Origin of the sequence: Phenylobacterium kunshanense (assembly GCF_003254525.1) — a bacterium.
In the GTDB taxonomy this organism is placed as follows: domain Bacteria; phylum Pseudomonadota; class Alphaproteobacteria; order Caulobacterales; family Caulobacteraceae; genus Phenylobacterium; species Phenylobacterium kunshanense.
In genome coordinates this window covers 129,865-148,343 of record NZ_QFYS01000001.1, presented here as the reverse complement: position 1 = coordinate 148,343, position 18,479 = coordinate 129,865, and the positions used below count along the sequence as shown (strand labels likewise).

General features: G+C 67.9%; 13 protein-coding genes. 7 read left to right on the top strand and 6 right to left on the bottom strand.

Annotation, left to right across the window (positions count from 1 at the left end):
* Positions 1-23: 23 nt before the first annotated feature.
* From DJ019_RS00645 to DJ019_RS00625, 5 genes are read right to left on the bottom strand one after another with little or no spacing between them, the layout of a single operon-like run.
* The gene (locus DJ019_RS00645; RefSeq protein WP_111274062.1) at positions 24-1,178 is read right to left on the bottom strand and encodes a sensor histidine kinase; all 1,155 of its coding nucleotides are present in this window, start codon (positions 1,176-1,178) and stop codon (positions 24-26) included.
* Position 1,179: 1 nt separating this feature from the next.
* On the bottom strand, positions 1,180-2,373 hold the full coding sequence (gene ccmI / locus DJ019_RS00640; RefSeq protein ID WP_111274061.1) for a c-type cytochrome biogenesis protein CcmI: 1,194 nt from the start codon (positions 2,371-2,373) through the stop codon (positions 1,180-1,182).
* Positions 2,373-2,852 carry a cytochrome c-type biogenesis protein gene (locus DJ019_RS00635; protein WP_111274060.1) on the bottom strand — a complete coding sequence of 160 codons (480 nt, stop codon included), beginning with the start codon at positions 2,850-2,852 and terminating at the stop codon, positions 2,373-2,375. The genes ccmI and DJ019_RS00635 overlap by 1 nt, the downstream gene beginning before the upstream one ends.
* On the bottom strand, positions 2,849-3,385 hold the full coding sequence (locus DJ019_RS00630) for a DsbE family thiol:disulfide interchange protein (RefSeq protein WP_111274059.1): 537 nt from the start codon (positions 3,383-3,385) through the stop codon (positions 2,849-2,851). The genes DJ019_RS00635 and DJ019_RS00630 overlap by 4 nt, the downstream gene beginning before the upstream one ends.
* Positions 3,382-5,349 (bottom strand): heme lyase CcmF/NrfE family subunit, encoded by a 1,968-nt coding sequence (locus DJ019_RS00625; protein WP_111274058.1) that lies wholly within the window; start codon positions 5,347-5,349, stop codon positions 3,382-3,384. Before DJ019_RS00625 ends, DJ019_RS00630 begins: the two co-directional genes overlap by 4 nt.
* A gap of 124 nt (positions 5,350-5,473) precedes the next feature.
* Here DJ019_RS00625 and DJ019_RS00620 point away from each other — a divergent pair, with 124 nt between their 5' ends.
* From DJ019_RS00620 to DJ019_RS00610, 3 genes are all read left to right on the top strand, one after another.
* Positions 5,474-7,921: an NAD(P)-binding domain-containing protein gene (locus DJ019_RS00620; RefSeq protein ID WP_111274057.1), complete on the top strand. Its 2,448-nt coding sequence runs from the start codon at positions 5,474-5,476 to the stop codon at positions 7,919-7,921.
* A gap of 230 nt (positions 7,922-8,151) precedes the next feature.
* On the top strand, positions 8,152-9,030 hold the full coding sequence (locus tag DJ019_RS00615) for a hypothetical protein (RefSeq protein ID WP_111274056.1): 879 nt from the start codon (positions 8,152-8,154) through the stop codon (positions 9,028-9,030).
* A gap of 4 nt (positions 9,031-9,034) precedes the next feature.
* Positions 9,035-10,891 carry a cytochrome c3 family protein gene (locus DJ019_RS00610; RefSeq protein ID WP_111274055.1) on the top strand — a complete coding sequence of 619 codons (1,857 nt, stop codon included), beginning with the start codon at positions 9,035-9,037 and terminating at the stop codon, positions 10,889-10,891.
* A gap of 192 nt (positions 10,892-11,083) precedes the next feature.
* Here the strand turns inward: DJ019_RS00610 and gdhA are convergent, their stop codons facing one another.
* The gene (gdhA, locus tag DJ019_RS00605) at positions 11,084-12,439 is read right to left on the bottom strand and encodes an NADP-specific glutamate dehydrogenase (RefSeq protein ID WP_111274722.1); all 1,356 of its coding nucleotides are present in this window, start codon (positions 12,437-12,439) and stop codon (positions 11,084-11,086) included.
* Between the two features lie 171 nt (positions 12,440-12,610).
* Between gdhA and DJ019_RS00600 the strand changes: the two genes are divergently transcribed.
* Genes DJ019_RS00600 through DJ019_RS00585 form a run of 4 tightly spaced genes read left to right on the top strand, consistent with a single transcriptional unit; the run spans position 12,611 to position 18,474 of the window.
* Positions 12,611-14,257: an acetolactate synthase large subunit gene (locus DJ019_RS00600; protein ID WP_111274054.1), complete on the top strand. Its 1,647-nt coding sequence runs from the start codon at positions 12,611-12,613 to the stop codon at positions 14,255-14,257.
* Between the two features lie 22 nt (positions 14,258-14,279).
* Positions 14,280-15,713: an aldehyde dehydrogenase family protein gene (locus tag DJ019_RS00595; protein WP_111274053.1), complete on the top strand. Its 1,434-nt coding sequence runs from the start codon at positions 14,280-14,282 to the stop codon at positions 15,711-15,713.
* A 52-nt stretch (positions 15,714-15,765) separates the two neighbouring features.
* Entirely contained in the window at positions 15,766-16,599 is an 834-nt protein-coding gene (locus DJ019_RS00590; protein ID WP_165843844.1) for a phosphodiesterase, read from the top strand.
* Positions 16,600-16,629: 30 nt separating this feature from the next.
* The gene (locus DJ019_RS00585; protein ID WP_165843843.1) at positions 16,630-18,474 is read left to right on the top strand and encodes an adenylate/guanylate cyclase domain-containing protein; all 1,845 of its coding nucleotides are present in this window, start codon (positions 16,630-16,632) and stop codon (positions 18,472-18,474) included.
* The last annotated feature ends 5 nt before the right edge of the window (positions 18,475-18,479 follow it).

Sequence of the window (18,479 nt, the reverse complement as noted above, 5' to 3'; positions counted from 1 at the left end):
ATCACGCGACAGTTTTGCGACAGTCAGGCTTGGGCGGCGACCGCCGGCGCCAGGGGCAGATAGACGCTGAACGTGGTCCCCTCGCCCTCGGCGCTCTCGACCGTGAGGCCGCCGCGATGTCGGTTCACCACGTGCTTGACGATCGCAAGTCCCAGGCCCGTGCCCCCGCTGCGCTGGCCCTCCACGCGGTAGAAGCGTTCCGACAGCCGCGGCAGGTGCTGGCGAGCGATGCCCGGGCCGTCGTCGGTGACGCGGATGACCACGAACGCCTGGCCTTCGGGCGCGTCGGGCGAGAGCAGCGACAATCCTACGCCGCTGCGGCTGGGCGCCCGCGCCGCCTCGACCGACGCGGCCGGCTCCAGGGATATCCGGACGGCGCCGCCCTTCGGCGTATACTTCACCGCATTGTCGACCAGGTTCTGGATCACCTGCACGAGCTGGTCGCGATCGCCGGTCACGGGCGTCACCCCCGGCCGGACATCGGTCGTGATGTTGACGCCCCGCTCCTCGATGAGCGGACGCACGGCATCGACGACGTCCTGGATGGTGCGCGCCAGCTCGACCTTGCCCGAGGGCGCGATGTGCTCGTTGAGCTCGATCCGGCTCAGTGACAGCAGGTCGTCCACCAGCCGCGCCATTCGCGTCGCCTGCTGCGCCATGATCCCGAGAAACTTGTCCCTCGCCTCGGGATCGTCCTTGGCGTGGGTCCGCAGGGTCTCCACGAACCCGGCGAGCGAGGCCAGCGGGGTGCGCAGTTCATGGCTCGCATTGGCCAGGAAGTCCGCTCGCATTCTCTCAGTGCGGCGGGCGTCGGTCTCGTCGCGGAGCACGACCACCAGGCGCCGCAACCCCTCCGGTCCGGCTTCCAGCGGACGGGCGAAGGCGCGCCAGAAACGCGGCTGGACGCCGATGGTCTCGAAGGCGACCTCGGTCGGCGCCTCGATCTCCAGGGCGCCCTCGATCGCCTCCAGCACCTCCGGCCTTCGAAGGGCCGCCCCCAGCGGAGCGCCGGCCAGCTCTATGCGGAAGACCTCGCGCGCCGCGGCGTTGCCATAGGCGATCTCGGGCGGCTCGCCCTCGTGCGCCTGAACCAGCAGGACCGGCTCGGGCAGCAGCTCGAGGATCAGCTCCGCCGCCGCGCCCGCGCCGCCGCGCTCCAGAACCTGCGACAACGGCATCTCAGGCTCCCGGCACGCCAAGTTGCAGCGCCGCCTCGCGCAAGGCCTGCTGGTCGGCCGGCGAGCCCGCGAACGCCCGCCTGGCGTCACGATAGTCGCTCGCCGCCTGCTGGGTGTCACCCATCACCATTCGCGCCCGCATCAGCCGCTCCCATCCCGCGCGGTCGCGGGGATTCTGCTTCAGCCGCTCGGCCAGGCCGGACACCATGCCCTGCACCATCTGCTGGCGATCGGCTTCGCTCATGTCCTGGGCGGCGGCCATCTGATCGGCCGTCGGGCCCTGGGGCGCGCCGGCCGCCCCAGCGGACTGAACCGGAGGAAGGCGGCCCGAGATATCGATCTTACGTTCGGCGGCGACGCGCTCCACGAAAACCCGCACCTCGGCGGCCCAGGGCGAGTCGGCCGGCGCGGACCTGATCAGGGCGATCCAGTCGTCCATGGCCGCGTCCCGCTCGCCCCGCTGATCCTTGCCCACGGCCAGATAGTAGCGGGCGCGGGGATCGGCCGGATCGACGGCGAGGGTCTTTCGGAAGATCGCCTCGGCGGCCGGGGTGACGGCCCCCTGGGCCGCCAGCACCGTCGCTTCCCCCTGGGCCGACAGATACTCCGGGTTCTTGGGATCGAGGGCCGCGGCCTTGCCGTAGGCGCTCGCAGCGTCGGCGGGTCGACCGGTCTGCAGGTAGGACCAGCCCAGCATTCGCCAGCCTTCCGGATTGTTGGGCGTCTGCTGCATCTGGGCTTCCAGTTGGGCGATCATGGCTCCAACGTCGCCCTGCGGATGATCTCCCGGTGCGGCGGGCGCACCGGCGGGCGCGCCGGGGGCGAGCGCCGGGCTGGCCGGCACATCAGGGCGACCGATCTTCATGTAGAGCGCCGTGCCGCCGAGCGTGACGATCGCCGCCAGACCGAGCGCCACGTAGATCAGGGTGCGATCGGCCAGCGGGCGGGCCGGAGCCTCTTCCCGACGCGCTTCCGCCAGGACCCGTCGCTTCAGGTCGCTCTTCAGCGCGTCGGCCTCGGCGTCCGTGACCGCCCCGGAGGCGGCCTGGGCCTCGATCTCTCCGAGCTGATTCTTCAGCACCGCGAGCGCATCGTCCCGGTCCGCCTGCACGGCGTCACGCCGGCGCAGCAGGGGGATGGCGACGCCCACCGCGGCCAGGACGGTCATGAAGGTGAGGATCATCCAGAGCAGCATCAGTCCGCCTTGTCCGTCTTGAGCAGTTCGGCCGCCTCGGCTTCCTCCGCCGCGGTCAACGCCGCTGCGGCGGCCGGCGTCCGGCTGCGGATGTAGAGGTATGCCCCGACCCCGCCCAGCACCAGCACGCCCAGCGGCCCGAACCAGAGCGCCAGCGTGTCGCCACGCACCGGCGGCCGGAGCTGCACGAAGCTGCCGTAGCGGGCGACGATGTGGTCGATCGCCTGCTTGTCGGTGTCACCCGCCGCGATCCGCTCGCGCAGGATGATGCGTAGGTCCCGCGCCAGCGCCGCATCGGAATCGTCGATCGACTGGTTCTGACAGACGACGCAGCGGAGTTCCCGGCTCAGCTCCACCGCCCTCGCCTCCTGGGCAGGGTCGGGCAGTTGCTCGTCAGGATTCACCGCCGCGGCGGGGCTCGCCAGCAACAGCAGCGCCAGCAGGGCGAACGCGGGAGCCAGGGGCAGCACGCGCCTCACGGTTCACTCCTCAGTTCTTCCATCAGCGGCCTCAGCTTCGTCTCCCAGACGTCGGACGTGACCGCGCCGACGTGGCGGTAGCGGACCTTGCCGTGCCGATCGATCACGAATGTTTCAGGCACCCCGGCGACGCCGAACTCGATCCCGGTCCGTCCCGTCGGATCCGAACCCACGCGGATGTAGGGATCGCCGTTGTCGACCAGCCACTTCGCACCGGCCGCGGCGTCCTCCTTCCAGTCCAGACCGTGGATCGCGACACCCTGCGCCCGCAGGCGCATCAGCACGGGATGCTCGACCCGGCAGGGCCCGCACCAGGACGCGAACACGTTCAGGAGCACGGGCTCGCCACGTTGGAAGTCCGTGTTGGACAGCCCCGCATCGCCCTCGCGGACCGGCGGAGCCTGGAAGGCCGGAAGCGGCTTCCCGACGAAGGCCGACGGCAAGGCGCGCGGATCCCGCCCCAGTCCGGCGAAGAAGACCCCCAGCAAGACCGCAAAGCCGACGACCGGCAGGATGAAGAGGATGCGCTTCATTCGGCGGCCGCGGGCTGAAGGATGGTCCGGGCCTTCACCGCGGCGCCGACCCTCAGGCGACGATCGCTCAGCGATACCAGGCCGCCGATGGACATGACGAAACCGCCGATCCAGATCCACACGATGAGCGGGTGATGCCACAGGCGCACGATCACGCCCTGCTCGGACTCTTCGCCCACCGAGACATAGAGATTGCCTAGGAACCCGACGCGAATGCCCGCCTCCGTCGTCTGCGACTGTGCAGACGGATAGAAGCGGCGCTCGCTACGAAGGCTGTAGTCCGGTCCGGGGCCGCGAACGATCAGGATGCCGCGGCGGGCCTCGTAGTTCGGGCCCTGGGCCATCTCCAGCGACTGCAGCGTCAGCACCCGTCCGGCGAACTCAACGGTCTCGCCCGGACGCATGTTCAGGACCTTGTCACTCTCCCACGATGTGACTCCGGTGATGCCCAGGGTCAGCATGCCAAGCCCGGCATGGGACAGGACCAGGCCCCAGACCGAGCGCGGCGTGGTGGCGACCGAGCGGGCCAGGTAGGCGCGGCCTGCCCACCAGCGGCGGCCCAGGACCGCGAACGATCCGACGATCAGCCAAGCCGACATGGCCAGTCCGCCGGCGGTCGCCAGGCCTTTCAGTCCGCCGAACAGAGCGGCGGCCAGAAGGACAATGCCGGCGACCCCAAGCGGGATGCGGAGGCGCTGGACGACCTTCCGGACCTCGTCGCGCTTCCAGTTCAGCATCGGCCCGAAAACCACCAGCGCCAGCAGCGGCACGGCGAGGGGCGCGAATGTCCGATTGTAGTAGGGCGGCCCGACCGAGATCTTGTCGCCGTTCAGCATCTCGATGAACACCGGGCTGAAGGTGCCCAGGAAGACCGTCGCGGTGAGCGCAGTGAGGAAGAGGTTGTTCAGGGTGACGCCACCCTCGCGGGACAGCGGCTGGAACAGCGCCCCGGCGCGGATGGAAGGCGCCCGCCAGGCATAGAGGGCCAGCGAGGCGCCCGTTGTCAGCGCGATGATTCCCAGGATGAAGACGCCGCGCTCGGGGTCGACGGCGAAGGCGTGGACGCTCGTCAGGATGCCGGAGCGGACCAGGAAGGTGCCGACGAGGCTGAGCGAGAAGGTCAGGATGGCCAGCAGCACGGTCCAGCTCGCCAGCGCCCCACGGCGTTCGAGCACCAGGGCCGAATGCAGCAGCGCCGTGCCGAGCAGCCACGGCATGAGAGAGGCGTTCTCGACGGGGTCCCAGAACCACCAGCCTCCCCACCCGAGTTCATAGTAGGCCCAGGCGCTGCCCAGGGTGATCCCGGCGGTCAGCGGCGCCCAGGCGGCGAGGACCCACGGCCGCACCCAGCGGGCCCAGGCCGCGTCCACCCTCCCCTCCATCAGCGCCGCGACGGCGAAGCAGAACGCGACCGAAAAGCCGACGTAGCCGAGGTACAGCAGCGGCGGGTGCAGCACGAGGCCGGGGTCCTGCAGCAGCGGATTGAGCTCCGTCCCCTCGATCGGCGCGGGGTCGAGGCGCAGGAAGGGGTTGGAGGTGAAGATCAGGAAGGCCAGGAAGGCGACCCCCACGAGGCCCTGAACGCCCAGCACCCGCGCCTGCAGCGTTTCCCGGAGCGTGCCGCCGAAGAAGGCCACGCCCGCGCCATAGACCGCCAGGATCAGGACCCAGAGCAGCATCGACCCCTCGTGGCTGCCCCAGGTGGCGGCGAACCGGTACGCCAGCGGCTGGGTCGTGTGACTGTGACGGGCCACGAGGGCCGTCGAGAAGTCACAGGTGACATAGGCGTAGGCGAGGCATCCGAAGGCGAGGAGGACGAAGCCGCCCTGCAACAGCGCCGCCTGGCGACCCACCGCCATGAGCACGCCATCCCGTCGCCACGCGCCTACCAGCGGCGCCACGGACTGGACGAGCGCGAGCAGCAAGGCGAGGATCAGCGCGAACTGACCGACTTCCGCCGACATGAACTGAACACTCCCTCCGACTTGCGCCGCGTGGTAGCGCGTTCAACGCCGATCGGAAATGTTGCAGTGTGTGGGCGCTCTAAGTTGGGGCGTATGAACGGCCGGGGGGCCTGGGGGCGTCTGGATGTCCGAAGTGTTCAAGATCGCGATCATCGGCTCGGGCCCCGCCGGGATGAGCGCCGCCGCGCACGCCGCGCGGAAGGGCCTCAGCCACGTCCTGCTGGAGAAGACCGACCACCTCTCGGACACGATCTACCGATACCAGAAGGGCAAGCACGTGATGGCCACGCCGTCCGTGCTGGTGCTGCGCTCCGACTGCGAGTTCGACGCCGGGAAGCGCGAGAAGATCCTGGAGCAGTGGGACGCCGACGTGAAGGCGGCGGGCGTCAACGTCCGCTTCAACGCCGATGTGAAGGCGATCACCGGCGATCAAGGCGACTTCACCATTGAGCTGACCAAGGGCGCGCCGATCAGGGCCGAGAACGTGATCCTCGCCATCGGCACCCAGGGCAATCCGAACCTGATGCGGTGCGAAGGCGCCAACCTGCCCCACGTCCAGTACCAGCTCGACGATCCCGGCGAATACACCGACGAGCACATCTTCGTGGTGGGCTCCGGCGATGCCGGCATCGAGAACGCCCTCGGGCTCGCCGCCGACGCCGCCCAGGGCAACACGGTCACCATTCTCAATCGTTCCGCCGACTTCGCCCGCGCGAAGAAGGCGAACGTGGACGCCCTGATGGCCACGCGCGACGCCGGCCGCATGACCGTGATGACCGAGACTACGCCCAGCCTGGTGGAGCCGGGCTGGATCACCGTCGACACGCCGCAGGGCTCTTCGCGTCATCGCTGCGATCGGATCATCGCCCGCATGGGCGCCTCGCCGCCGCGGAAGTTCGTCGAGAGCTGCGGCATCGCCTTCGCCAGCGATTCGCCGGGCGCCTTCCCCACCCTGTCGCCCACCTTCGAGACGACCAAGCCCGGCATCTACGTCATCGGCGCCCTGGCAGGCTATCCGCTGATCAAGCACTGCATGAACCAGGGCTACGACGTCGTCGAATTCATCATGGGCGTCACCGACCTGGAGCCCGCCGACGAGCCGCTGCTGAAGGAGAAGCTGGCCGGCCTGCCCGGAAACCGGAAGGTCTCGGAGTGGCTGGCGTTCCTTCGCGAGAACGTCGAGATCCTGAACGGGCTCTCGCCGCTGCAGATGCGCGAGTTCCTGCTCGATTCCGATGTGCGGGCCTACAAGGCGGACGAGGCGATCTTCATCCGCAACGCCCCCGGGTCGTCGGTCTTCGGCATCGCCTCGGGGTCGGTGAAGGTCGAGGTGGACCCTTCCAACCCGAACATCACCGTGCCGATCGGCAAGGGTTCGATCTTCGGCGAGGTCGGCCTGATCTCAGGCCGCAAGCGCGGCGCCACGATCCGGGCGGCCGAGCCGACCATCTGCATCGAAATCCCCCGCATGGCCGCCCTGAAGCTGATGGCCCAGGTGCCGGAGGCCCGCGACACGGTGAACCGCATCACCAGCGAGCGGCAGGTCCTGCAGATCTTCAAGTCGGGCCTCACGCCGGCCGATATCCAGGAGGTGCTCGCCGGCGCCGAGGTGATGGAGGTGCGCCCCGGCCAGGCGATCATCAACGAGGGCGACGTCTCGGACGACCTCTACATCATCCGGTCGGGCTCGATGATCGTGGAGAAGAACCTCGGCGGGAAGCCGGTGTTCATGTCCTACGTTCCGGCCGGCTCGTACTCGGGCGAGATGGCCATGATCGAGCGGTCGCCGCGGGTGGCGACCGTGAAGGCGGCGATCCGCTCCACCGTCGTCAAGCTGCCCGCCGAGCCGTTCCGCAGACTCCTGTCCCGCAAGCCCGAACTTCGGAAGCGGATGGAAGAGGAGATGCACGCGCGCAAGGAGATCAACGCGTTCATCGAGAGCCAGAAGGAGGAGTTCGGCGGCGCGGTCGATATGTACTCGTCCGTGGCCAACTTCCTGATCAAGCAGGGGATCGGCGAGGCGACCGACGTGTTGCTGATCGACGAGAGCCTCTGTGTCGGCTGCGACAATTGCGAGAAGGCCTGCGCCGACAGCCATGACGGCATCTCCCGCCTCAACCGCGAGGCCGGAACCACGTTCGCCAACATTCACGTGCCGACGTCCTGCCGCCACTGCGAACATCCGCACTGCATGAGCGACTGCCCGCCCAACGCGATCCGGCGCGGCCCCGACGGGGAAGTCTTCATCTCCGACACCTGCATCGGATGTGGAAACTGTCAGCGCGCCTGCCCTTACGGCGTGATCCAGATGGACAAGCCGCCGCCGAAGAAGCCGCCGCTGTGGGAGTGGATGCTGTTCGGCAAGGGACCTGGGCCCGGCCAACCCTCCTACGAATGGCGAAAGAAGGCGACCAAGGCCGAGGGCGCCGAGTCCCCGAAACTGGCCATCAAGTGCGACATGTGCTCGGGCAAGCCCGGCGGGCCGGCCTGCGTCCGCGCCTGCCCCACCGGCGCCGCGATCCGCGTGACGCCCGACGCCTTCCTGTCGGTCGCGCGGGTCGATCGCCGCTAGTTGCGGTCGAAGGGTCTGGCGACGATGGGCGGACACTTTATGCTCCCCACCCTGGGGCGACCCGTGTTAGCGGAGCTATGGGAGAGCACGCGACGCCGCTTGGGGAGGGCGTCCGGGGGCGCGGCCGATCGGCCGGGAGTTGGGGCGTCTGGAATGGCGAAGATCGTCATGATCGCGATCGTCGGCGCGGGAGCCGCAGCCGCGCCGCATGCGGGGGGCAGCGCCGTCCGATGAGCGACGTCGCGGGACACACCGAACGCGTCCGGCAGCGGACCCACGAGGGCTTCCTCGCCTACAAGGGCTTTCGTTGGGCCCAGGTGGCGACGGCGCTCTGCGTCGTGGCGGTGGGCGTCTATTTCGTCGCCGCCAGCCGACTGGCCGAACCGCCCAGCGGCGGAAGCTGGCTCGGCTATCTCCTGGGGACCATGAGCGCCGGCCTGATCGTCTGGCTGGCGTGCCTCGGCATCCGCAAGCGCGTCATCACCGCCGGTCACTACTCGCTGAAGGCCTGGGTCTCCGCCCATGTCTACCTTGGCCTGTCCCTGGTGGTGCTGGGCACCCTGCACACCGGGTTCCAGTTCGGCTGGAACGTCCACACCCTCGCCTATGCGCTGATGATGCTGGTGATCGCGTCGGGGGCATTGGGCATCTGGGCGTACGCCACCCTGCCCGAGCGTCTGCACGGGAACCGGGGCGAGACCACCCGCAAGCAGATGATCGAGGCGGTGGAGAGTCTGGACCGCCAGCTCGCCGATCTCGCCCAGCCGCTCGACCGGGCCGGGGCCGAGGTTGTCCGCCGCTCCATCGAAGACACTGAAATGGGCGGCGGCTTCTGGACCCGCCTCACGAACGATCACCGCGGTTGCGCCAACAAGCGAGCGATGGTCCAGCTTCGTGCGCTGCCGAATCCGCCGAGCGCGCGCCAGGCCGAGGCGCTCACCAGGATCGAACAGGTGATGAAGCAGAAGGACGCCGTGCTGACCAAGGCGCGCCGCCAGATGCAGATCACCGCCATGCTCGAGGGGTGGCTCTTCGTGCACATCCCCGCCACCTTCGCCCTGCTGGCGGCGCTGACCGCGCACATCGTCAGCGTCTTTGCGTACTGGTGAGCCGGTGGCCCAGGAATTCCATCTCAGGCTGATCACGCAGCGCGCCGGAGGCGGCGACCCGATCGTCCGCGACCGCTCCATTTCGGGCGGTGAGGCCACCATTGGGCGCGCCGAGACCAACGACATCGTCCTGGCAGACCTCACGATCGACCTGGCTCACGCCCGGATGCGGTTCAGCGGCCCGGGACGCGTCCGCATCGAAGCCGTCGGCGGACAGACGTTCCAGGTCGGCGGCCGCGAGGTCCAGGGCGCCGACCTCGACATCTCGGCCCGGCCGGAGGTCGTCTTCGGCTCCTACACCGTGGCGTTCGGCCCGGCGCCAGACGATGACGCGCTGGTGATCGTCACCCGGGAAGAGGACGAGCACCATCTGTCCCCCAGCGACTTCTCGCTCAAGGCCCAGGTGTTCGGCAGACGCCGCATGTCCTGGATCCTGGGCGCCGGCATTTTGCTGCTGTGTCTTGTCCTGCCCCTGGTCGCGGTCCTCTCCGGCTCGAAGCTGCTGATCAATCCGCAGAAGCAGTGGCAAGCCGGGGCCCTATCCAAGTCGCACGCGTTCCTGCAGGACGACTGCAAGGCCTGCCACGCCAACGCCTTCGTGGCGGTCCGCGACGACACCTGCCAGAGCTGCCATGACGCGACGCCGGGAATGGCCGAGAAGGCGCTGGCCCGATCGCGGGACCTCGGCAGCCCGTTCAAGCCGCTCCTGGTCGCCGACCACGCCCCTCGCGAACGCCTGAGCGATGGCACGCCACCGCCCAAGGGGCTCGGCGCCATCGGCTTCTACGCCCAAACCCTGCTCGGGCACCCGACCGACCGCTGCGCGAGCTGCCATATCGAGCACACACCCGCCGGTAAGGGGCCTGACCCCCAGGCGCCGCTCAGCGACAAGCCGAAACTGGCCGTCGTCCACGACTGCGAGAGCTGCCACACCGACCTGTCGAAGCGCCTGGAGTCCACCTCGATCGCGAACACGCCGGACAAGCGCTTCCCGAATTTCGAGCACGCGCCCTTCAAGGCAATGATCGTGACCGAAGCCGGTCCGAAGCCCAAGTTCCAGCGGGCGCCCCTCACCTCGGCCCAGGCGCCGACGGAGAAGAACGGCCTCATCTTCCCGCACGACCTGCACATGGATCCGCTGGGCGGCGTGGCCCGGCAGGCCATCGACCTCGGCAAAGGCGCGGGCTACGGCGCCGCCCTGGAGTGCGCCTCGTGCCATCGCCCCGACGCCGGCGGTAAGGCCTTCAGGCCGATCGAGATGGAGCGCGACTGCGGGAGCTGCCACTCCCTGGCCTTCGTTCGTGAGGGCGGCCAGCTCAGGTACCTGCCTCACGGCGAGCTGCAGAAGGTCGTCGACACGCTGGCCGGCCGCACGCTCATCGCCCCAGGCGCCGAACGGGCCCGGCCGCGCATCCTTCGGGCCTCGATCTACACCGCGTCCGGCGCCAGCGCGTATCGCGCCGCCTTCTCGCCCGGCGGCGCCTGCTACGACTGCCATACGATCACCTGGGAGGGCGACACCGTACGGATGGCGCCCGTGAGCCTGACCCAGCGCTATCTGCCCAAAGGCGGCTTCGACCACAGCGTCCCCGAACATGGCGGCCCCGGAACGTCGAAGAAGGGCGGCTTCAAGTGCGCGGACTGCCACGCGGCGAAGACTTCGGACCGGACGGCGGACGTACTGATCCCCGACATCGCCAAGTGCGCCACCTGCCACGGCAAGACCACGGCCCAGATCGCGGCGGCCGACGATGCCGACTGCACGACCTGCCACGCCTTCCACCGGCCCGGCCAGGCCACGCCGACGCCAGGGCATCCGCCGCTGAAAGCCCTTCAGTGGACGAAGGTAGCGAGCCGGTGAGGTACGTCTGGCGCTACGCTCGCGCCTAGGTTTCGCCCAGACGCAGGTCCTCGCCCCAGCGCGCCGCCACGCGGGCGGCGATCACCTCAGGTGGCACCCCGCCCCGTCGCTCGTCAAGGGAGTGACCGCCATACGATAACAGCCGCCCCACCGAGGTGGAGCGGCCGTCGCCGTCTCACAGGTCTTCGTGGGTCAGACCACGCCGTAGGCCAGCATGGCGTCAGCCACCTTCTTGAAGCCGGCGATGTTCGCGCCCTTCACATAGTCGACGCCGCCGCCGGGCTTGGTCCCGTACTCGACGCAGCGGTCGTGGATGCCCTGCATGATGTCGAGCAGCAGGCGCTGGAGCTCTTCTTCCTTCCACGAGATGCGGGCCGAGTTCTGGCTCATCTCGAGGCCGGACACCGCCACGCCACCGGCGTTCGCCGCCTTGCCCGGCGCGAAGAGGATCCCCGCGGCCTTGAACTTGTGCACGCCGTCCAGGTTGGTCGGCATGTTGGCGCCTTCGGAGACCGCGATGCAGCCATTGGCCAGCAGCGTCTCGGCGTCAGGCCCCAGAAGTTCGTTCTGGGTCGCACAAGGTAGCGCCAGGTCGCACTTCACGCCCCAAGGCGTCTTGCCAGCATGGAACTCGGATCCCTTGAATTCCTTGGCGTACTCGCTGATCCGCCCGCGGCGCTTGGTCTTCAGATCCTTCACCCAGTCGATCTTCTCCTGGGTCATGCCCTCGGGGTCGTAGATGAAGCCTTCGGAATCCGAGAGGGTCAGCACCTTTCCGCCGAGCTGGTGGCACTTCTCGGCCGCATGGGTCGCGACGTTGCCCGAGCCGGAGATGACGACGCTGTGGCCGTCGATGGCCTTGCCTTGCGTCTTCAGCATGTTCTGCAGGAAGTAGGTCGCGCCGTAGCCGGTAGCCTCGGTGCGGATCAGGCTGCCGCCGTACTCCAGACCCTTGCCCGTCAGCACACCGGTGAAGTGGTTGGTGATGCGCTTGTACTGCCCGAACATGTAGCCGATCTCGCGCGCGCCCACGCCGATGTCGCCCGCCGGCACGTCCACGTCGGCGCCGACGTGGCGGTACAGCTCGATCATCAGACTCTGGCAGAAGCGCATGACCTCGTTGTCGGACTTGCCCTTCGGGTTGAAGTTCGACCCACCCTTGCCGCCGCCCATGGGCAGGCCGGTCAGGGCGTTCTTGAAGGTCTGCTCGAACGCCAGGAACTTCAGCACGCTCTCCGTCACCGACGGATGGAAGCGGATGCCGCCCTTGTAAGGGCCGATGGCGTTGTTGTTCTGGACGCGCCAGGCCCGCTGGACGCGGATATTGCCCTTGTCGTCCTCCCAGCAGACGCGGAAGCTGATGACCCGGTCCGGCTCGGCGATCCGGCGCAGGATCTGGGCCTTGTGGTACTCTTCCTTGTCCTGGATGAAGTCGAAGATGTCCTCGGCCACTTCCTGGACCGCCTGGACGAACTCGGACTGGCCCGGGTTTCGACGCTTCACACCTTCGATGAAGCCATTCAGATCGACGTGGTCGCTGACCGCCATGTATTCCCCCATTCGCGCGGCGCTGGCGCGCGCCGTACGCTCTCTCAGAAGCTAAGCTGCGATTTCCGTACGGTCTAACTGCATTTGCGGACGCATTCGCGACGCGTGGACTTTCGCCCTTCACAAGTCGCCGGAATTTGCGACAACTCCCCCCGTGGGATGGGGGCTAAGATGACCAAGGCGTCTGATCTTTTTGTGCAGTGCCTGGAAGAGGAAGGCGTCGAACACGTCTTCGGCGTTCCAGGAGAAGAAAATCTCGACTTCCTGGACAGTCTGAGCCGCTCCAAGAAGATCAAGCTCATCCTTACCCGCCACGAGCAGGGCGCGGGCTTCATGGCCGCGACCTACGGCCGGCATACCGGCAAGGCGGGCGTGTGCGTCGCCACCCTGGGCCCGGGCGCAACCAACTTCGTGACTGCGGCGGCCTACGCCACCCTCGGCGGCATGCCGATGATGATGGTCACCGGTCAGAAGCCCATCAAGAAGTCCAAGCAGGGTCGTTTCCAGATCCTCGACGTGGTCGACATGATGAAGCCGATCACGAAGTACACGCACCAGCTTGCCTCGGCCGACAACATCCCGAGCCGCATCCGCGAAGCGTTCCGCCTGGCGCAGGAAGAGAAGCCGGGCGCCGTGCACCTCGAATTCCCCGAGGACGTGGCGGACGAGCACACCGAATCGACGCCACTGCCGAAGAGCAACGCCCGGCGCCCCGTGGCCGACGAGAAGTCGATCCGGGCCGCAGCCAAGCGCATCGAGCAGGCCAAGTCCCCGATCCTGGTCATCGGCGCCGGCGCCAACCGCACCATGACCAGCCGGATGCTGACCCAGTTCATCGAGAAGACGGGCATCCCGTTCGTCTCGACCCAGCTCGGCAAGGGCGTGGTCGACGAGACCAATCCGAAGTTCGTGGGCTGCGCGGCCCTGTCGGCCGGCGACTTCGTGCACCGGGCCATCGGCGCGGCCGACCTGATCATCAATGTCGGCCACGACGTGATCGAGAAGCCGCCGTTCTTCATGCAGCGCGGCGGCGCCGAGGTGATCCACATCAACTTCCGCTCGGCGGAGGTCGATCCGGTCTACTTCCCGCAGTACGAGGTGATCGGCGACATCGGCAACGCCATCTGGCAGCTCAAGGAGGACATCCTCCCGCAGGCCGGCTGGGACTTCTCGACGATGATGAAGGCCCGCGCCGCCGAGGTCGAACATACGTCCAGGCAGGTCGGCGACCAGCGCTTCCCGATCTATCCTCAGCACCTGGTGGCGCAGATCCGCGAGGCGATGCCGACCGACGGCATCATCTGCCTCGACAACGGGGTCTATAAGATCTGGTTCGCCCGCAACTATGCGGCGCGGATGCCCAACACCGTCCTGCTCGACAACGCCCTGGCCACCATGGGCGCCGGCCTGCCGTCGGCCATGGCCTCGAACATGGTCTATCCGGACCGCAAGGTCATGGCCATCTGCGGCGACGGCGGCTTCATGATGAACAGTCAGGAGTTGGAAACCGCGGTCCGGCTGAAGCTGAACATCACAGTCCTGATCCTCAATGACGGCAGCTACGGCATGATCCGCTGGAAGCAGGCCAACATGGGCTTCAAGGACTGGGGCCTGACCTATGACAACCCGGACTTCGTGAAATACGCCGATAGCTATGGCGCCAAGGGGCACCGGGTGGAAAGCGCCGCCCACCTGCCCAAGCTTCTCAGGGAGTGCCTGGATACGCCGGGCGTCCATCTGATCGACTGTCCGGTGGACTACTCCGACAACGACCTGATCCTGAACCGCCAGATCAAGGAGCTGAGCGCGGCCCTCTAGGCGCCCCGCAGGTACCACCGACATGGCCGGCTTACGCGACTCTTATCCGCTCTACCTCGCCAACGAGGCTCAGACCCCGAACCTCGACCTGGAGGTCACGGACAAATACACCGGCAAGGTGGCGACCCGCGTGGCCCTGGCCAACGCGGCGATCATCGACGCCGGCATCGCCGCGACCGTGGACGCCGCCGAGCCGATGGCCCGGATGCCCGCCTACGCCCGCCAGGAGGTGCTCGCGCACTGCGTGAAACGCTTCCAGGAGCGGTTCGACGAGCTGGCCTATGCGCTCTGCGTCGAGGCCGGCAAGCCGATCCGCGACGCCCGCGGTGAGGTCACGCGGCTGATCGACACCTTCCGGATCGCGGCCGAGGAGTCGGTGCGCATGACCGGCGAGGTCCAGCCGTTGGACATCTCTCCCAGGGCCAAGGGCTATCAGGGCATGTGGAAGCGGGTGCCGATCGGCCCCTGCTCCTTCATCAGCCCGTTCAACTTCCCGCTGAACCTGGCGGCGCACAAGATCGCCCCTGCCCTCGCGGTCGGCTGCCCGTTCGTGATGAAGCCCGCCTCGCGCACTCCGCTCGGCGCGATCATCATCGGCGAGATCCTGGCCGAGACGGACCTGCCGAAGGGCGCGTTCTCGATCCTGCCCGCCCAGCGGGACGGCGCAGACCTCTTCACCACTGACGAGCGCCTCAAGCTGCTGTCGTTCACCGGCTCGCCGGGCGTCGGCTGGGACCTGAAGGCCAAGGCCGGCAAGAAGAAGGTGGTTCTGGAGCTGGGCGGCAACGCGGCCGTCATCGTCGACGCCGACACCGACCTGGACGACGCGGTCGAGCGCATCATCTTCGGCGCCTTCTACCAGTCTGGCCAGAGCTGCATCGGCGTGCAGCGGATCATCATCCACGCAGGCATCTACGACGAGCTGCGTGACCGCCTCGTGGCGAAGACGAAGACCCTGGTCGCCGGCGATCCGCACAACGAAGAAACCTTCGTCGGTCCGATGATCGACGAAAAGGAAGCCCGCCGTCTCGACAGCTGGATTCAGCAGGCCGTGGGCGGCGGCGCCACCCTGCTCTGCGGCGGCAAGCGAGAGGGCGCCATGCTGGAGGCCACCCTGCTGGAGGGTGTCAGCCGCACCGCGGCGCTCTATGCCGAGGAGGCTTTCGGCCCCGTGGCGATCCTCTCGAAGTTCACCGACTTCGAGGATGCGCTCGCCGAGGTGAACGACTCCAAGTTCGGCCTGCAGACGGGCGTCTTCACCCGCGACCTCTACAAGATGCTCGAAGCATGGGACCACCTGGACGTCGGCGGCGTGGTGATTGGCGACGTACCGAGTTACCGCGTCGACAACATGCCTTACGGTGGTGTCAAAGATTCGGGGCTGGGTCGCGAGGGTGTGCGCTTCGCGATGGAAGACATGACGGAAATTCGCAATCTCGTCATCCGTCGCCGCTGAGCGTGCGTACTAACCTCGGGACGATGCGCGCGCTGCTGGGGGAGGCGGCTTGGTGTTGACGATCGCACAGATCACCGACCTCCACGTGACGACGGAGAAGGACCCGCTCAATCAGAAGCGGAACGAGGATCGTCTGCGCCAAGTGATGAAGGCGATCCACGCCCTGCGTCCGCGGCCCGTGGCGATCATCGCCAGCGGCGATCTCGTCGATCGCGGCGAGTTGGAGGAATACCTCGAACTGAAGCGCCTGATGGCCGAGAGCGAGATCCCGATCTACTACGCCATGGGCAATCACGACGCCCGCGAGCCCTTCCTGCAGGTGTTCTCGGGCCCCGGAGCCCAGACCGACGAGAACGGTTTCGTCCAGTACGCGGCCGACTTCGGCGACATGCGCATGGTGGTCTGCGACACCCTGGGCGGTCCGAACCACGGGGAGTACGACGACCCGCGCGCCGCCTGGCTGGCCAGGACGCTGGACGCGGCTCCCGACCGTCCCACGGCCGTGATCCTCCATCACCCGCCGATCCTCAGCGGCATCCAGTGGATGGATCCCGAGCCGGATTCCCCGTGGATCCTGAAGCTGCGGGAGGTTCTGTCCGGTCGTGAGCAGGTCAAGGTGCTGATGTGCGGGCACATCCACCGCGCGTTCAACGGCCTCTTCGCCGGCCACACGCTTTCGGCCGCGCCCGCCACCTCGATCCAACTGACGCTCGACCTCACCGAGGTCGACATGCACGTGCCCGACGGTCGGGAAATCCTGGTGGAGGAGCCCCCGGGCTTCGCCCTCCTCATGTCGAACGGGCGGGACCTGACCACCCACGTCTGTCTGGCCGGCGATTGGGCGCCGGCCGTGCACTACAACTTCCCCTTCCGGACCCTCGCCTGAGCCATGGCGGGTCGTGCGCGCCAGGGGCCGATGGGCCGCCTTCTCAAGCTGACCGCCGACCTGCGCAAGGCCGGCGGCAAGGCCCTGGCCGATACGGTCATCGTCATCCTCGTGGCTGTCGCCGCGGCGGTGGCGGCGCTCGCGCTGAATCGCACGACCCCGATCCGGTACATCGAAAACCAGACCTATGACTTCCGCCTGGCGACGGCGGCGCCGGCGGCCCAGCCCGACTTCGTCATCATCAAGATCGACGACACGGCGCTCAACGCGATGCGGGACTCGTCCCCATGCCACTGCCTCTCGCCGATCGACAAGGTCTGGCTGGGCGATCTGCTCGCCGCCCTGGATGCGAAGGGCGTCAAGGCGATCGGGGTCGACTATCTGCTCGACACCTGGGCGTCCGAGGATGAATTCAACGCCTTCCAGGAGCGCATCGCCGGCACGAGGGCGCCGATCGTCGCCGTGGTCGACCCGCAACTGAAGCCGGGCGTCGACTTCCCCGTGTCCTCCAAGCTTCGCTATGCGGACGCCCGCGCGCTGATCGGCGTCGACTATGACGACGTGATCCGGCGCTATGACCCGCGCCCCAGCGCCGTGAAGGCCCTCGCCACCGAGGTCGGGATCGCCGCGGTGGGGATGGAACCGCCGCGCGACCGGTTCGCCATCCGCTATCGCCGGCCAGACCCCAAGGTGTCGGCCGAGAACGCAGGCGCCATCGCGCCGTCCTACTCAGCCGCCTTCGTCCCGTTCCTTCCCGACAACCTGCTCAAGGGCAAGATCGCCTTCATCGGCCGCGTGACACGCTCGGCCGCCGAGGATTCGGACACCCCGCTCGAAGACCTGCACACCACGCCGCTGCGGTTCCTCACCGGGCATTACAAGGGGACGCCGGGGGTCGAGGTTCACGTCCACGCCCTCTCGCAGATGATGGCTGGCGACCGGATCCGGAATCCGGGTCCTGTGTGGGACGCGCTGCTGGTCTTCCTGACAGCCCTGGGCGGGGCCCTGCTTGGACGCTCCACCCAGCGGTGGTGGGTCTCGGTGGGCATCGTCGTCCTGGCGATCGCGGTCAACACTGTCGGGGCCTGGCTCATCTACCGGTACGGCTCGGTGATCATGCCGATGACCGCCCCCGCGATCAGCTTCGCGGTCGGCTTCTTCATCCTCAGTCGCCTGGCCGCCGCCGAACTGCAGAACCAGCGGGCCTTCTACTCTTCGACCCTGGAGCGCTACCTGGCGCCGCAGGTCATCGACCGCATGGTCGACGGCGCCGAAGAGGTGAAGATCGGGGCGGAAGAACGCGAGATCACGGTCATGATCTCGGACCTGGAGAACTTCTCCACCCTCGTCGCGACCCTCGATCTCGAAACCTTCGAGGGCGTGATCAATGAGTACTTCGACGGGGTCATCGACATCCTGTGGAAGCACGAGGCGATGATCGACAAGATGACCGGCGACGGCATCATCGCCATCTTCGGCGCCCCGGTGCCTTACACCGACCACGCCGACCGCGCCCTCGCCTGCGCCCGCGAGATCGACGCCTTTGGCCTGGACATCCGCGAGCGCATGATCGCCCGTGGCATCAAGTTCGGCTACACGCGCATGGGCCTGTCCTCAGGGATCGGCCTCGTGGGCAACTTCGGCGGCGAGCGCCGCTTCAACTACACGGCGTACGGCGAGGTCGTGGTGATCGCCGCCCGCCTGGAGGCGGCCAACAAGACCTTCGGCACCCGCATCCTGTTCTCCGCAGACACCCTGAAGCTCGCCAAGACCGAGATTCCGGTCGAGCCGGTGGGCGAGATCGACCTGAAGGGCGTGCCAGTGCCCATCCCGGCCTACACGACGCGCACCGAAGGGCCGGCTGGCGCCGCGTAGGGCAC

Bases quoted from the DNA above. Each gene is read 5' to 3' on its own strand.
- DJ019_RS00645 (WP_111274062.1), bottom strand. From the start codon at position 1,178: ATGCCGTTGTCGCAGGTTCTGGAGCGCGGCGGCGCGGGCGCGGCGGCG.
- ccmI (WP_111274061.1), bottom strand. From the start codon at position 2,373: ATGCTGCTCTGGATGATCCTCACCTTCATGACCGTCCTGGCCGCGGTG.
- DJ019_RS00630 (WP_111274059.1), bottom strand. From the start codon at position 3,385: ATGAAGCGCATCCTCTTCATCCTGCCGGTCGTCGGCTTTGCGGTCTTG.
- DJ019_RS00625 (WP_111274058.1), bottom strand. From the start codon at position 5,349: ATGTCGGCGGAAGTCGGTCAGTTCGCGCTGATCCTCGCCTTGCTGCTC.
- DJ019_RS00620 (WP_111274057.1), top strand. From the start codon at position 5,474: ATGTCCGAAGTGTTCAAGATCGCGATCATCGGCTCGGGCCCCGCCGGG.
- DJ019_RS00615 (WP_111274056.1), top strand. From the start codon at position 8,152: ATGAGCGACGTCGCGGGACACACCGAACGCGTCCGGCAGCGGACCCAC.
- gdhA (WP_111274722.1), bottom strand. From the start codon at position 12,439: ATGGCGGTCAGCGACCACGTCGATCTGAATGGCTTCATCGAAGGTGTG.
- DJ019_RS00600 (WP_111274054.1), top strand. From the start codon at position 12,611: ATGACCAAGGCGTCTGATCTTTTTGTGCAGTGCCTGGAAGAGGAAGGC.
- DJ019_RS00595 (WP_111274053.1), top strand. From the start codon at position 14,280: ATGGCCGGCTTACGCGACTCTTATCCGCTCTACCTCGCCAACGAGGCT.
- DJ019_RS00585 (WP_165843843.1), top strand. From the start codon at position 16,630: ATGGGCCGCCTTCTCAAGCTGACCGCCGACCTGCGCAAGGCCGGCGGC.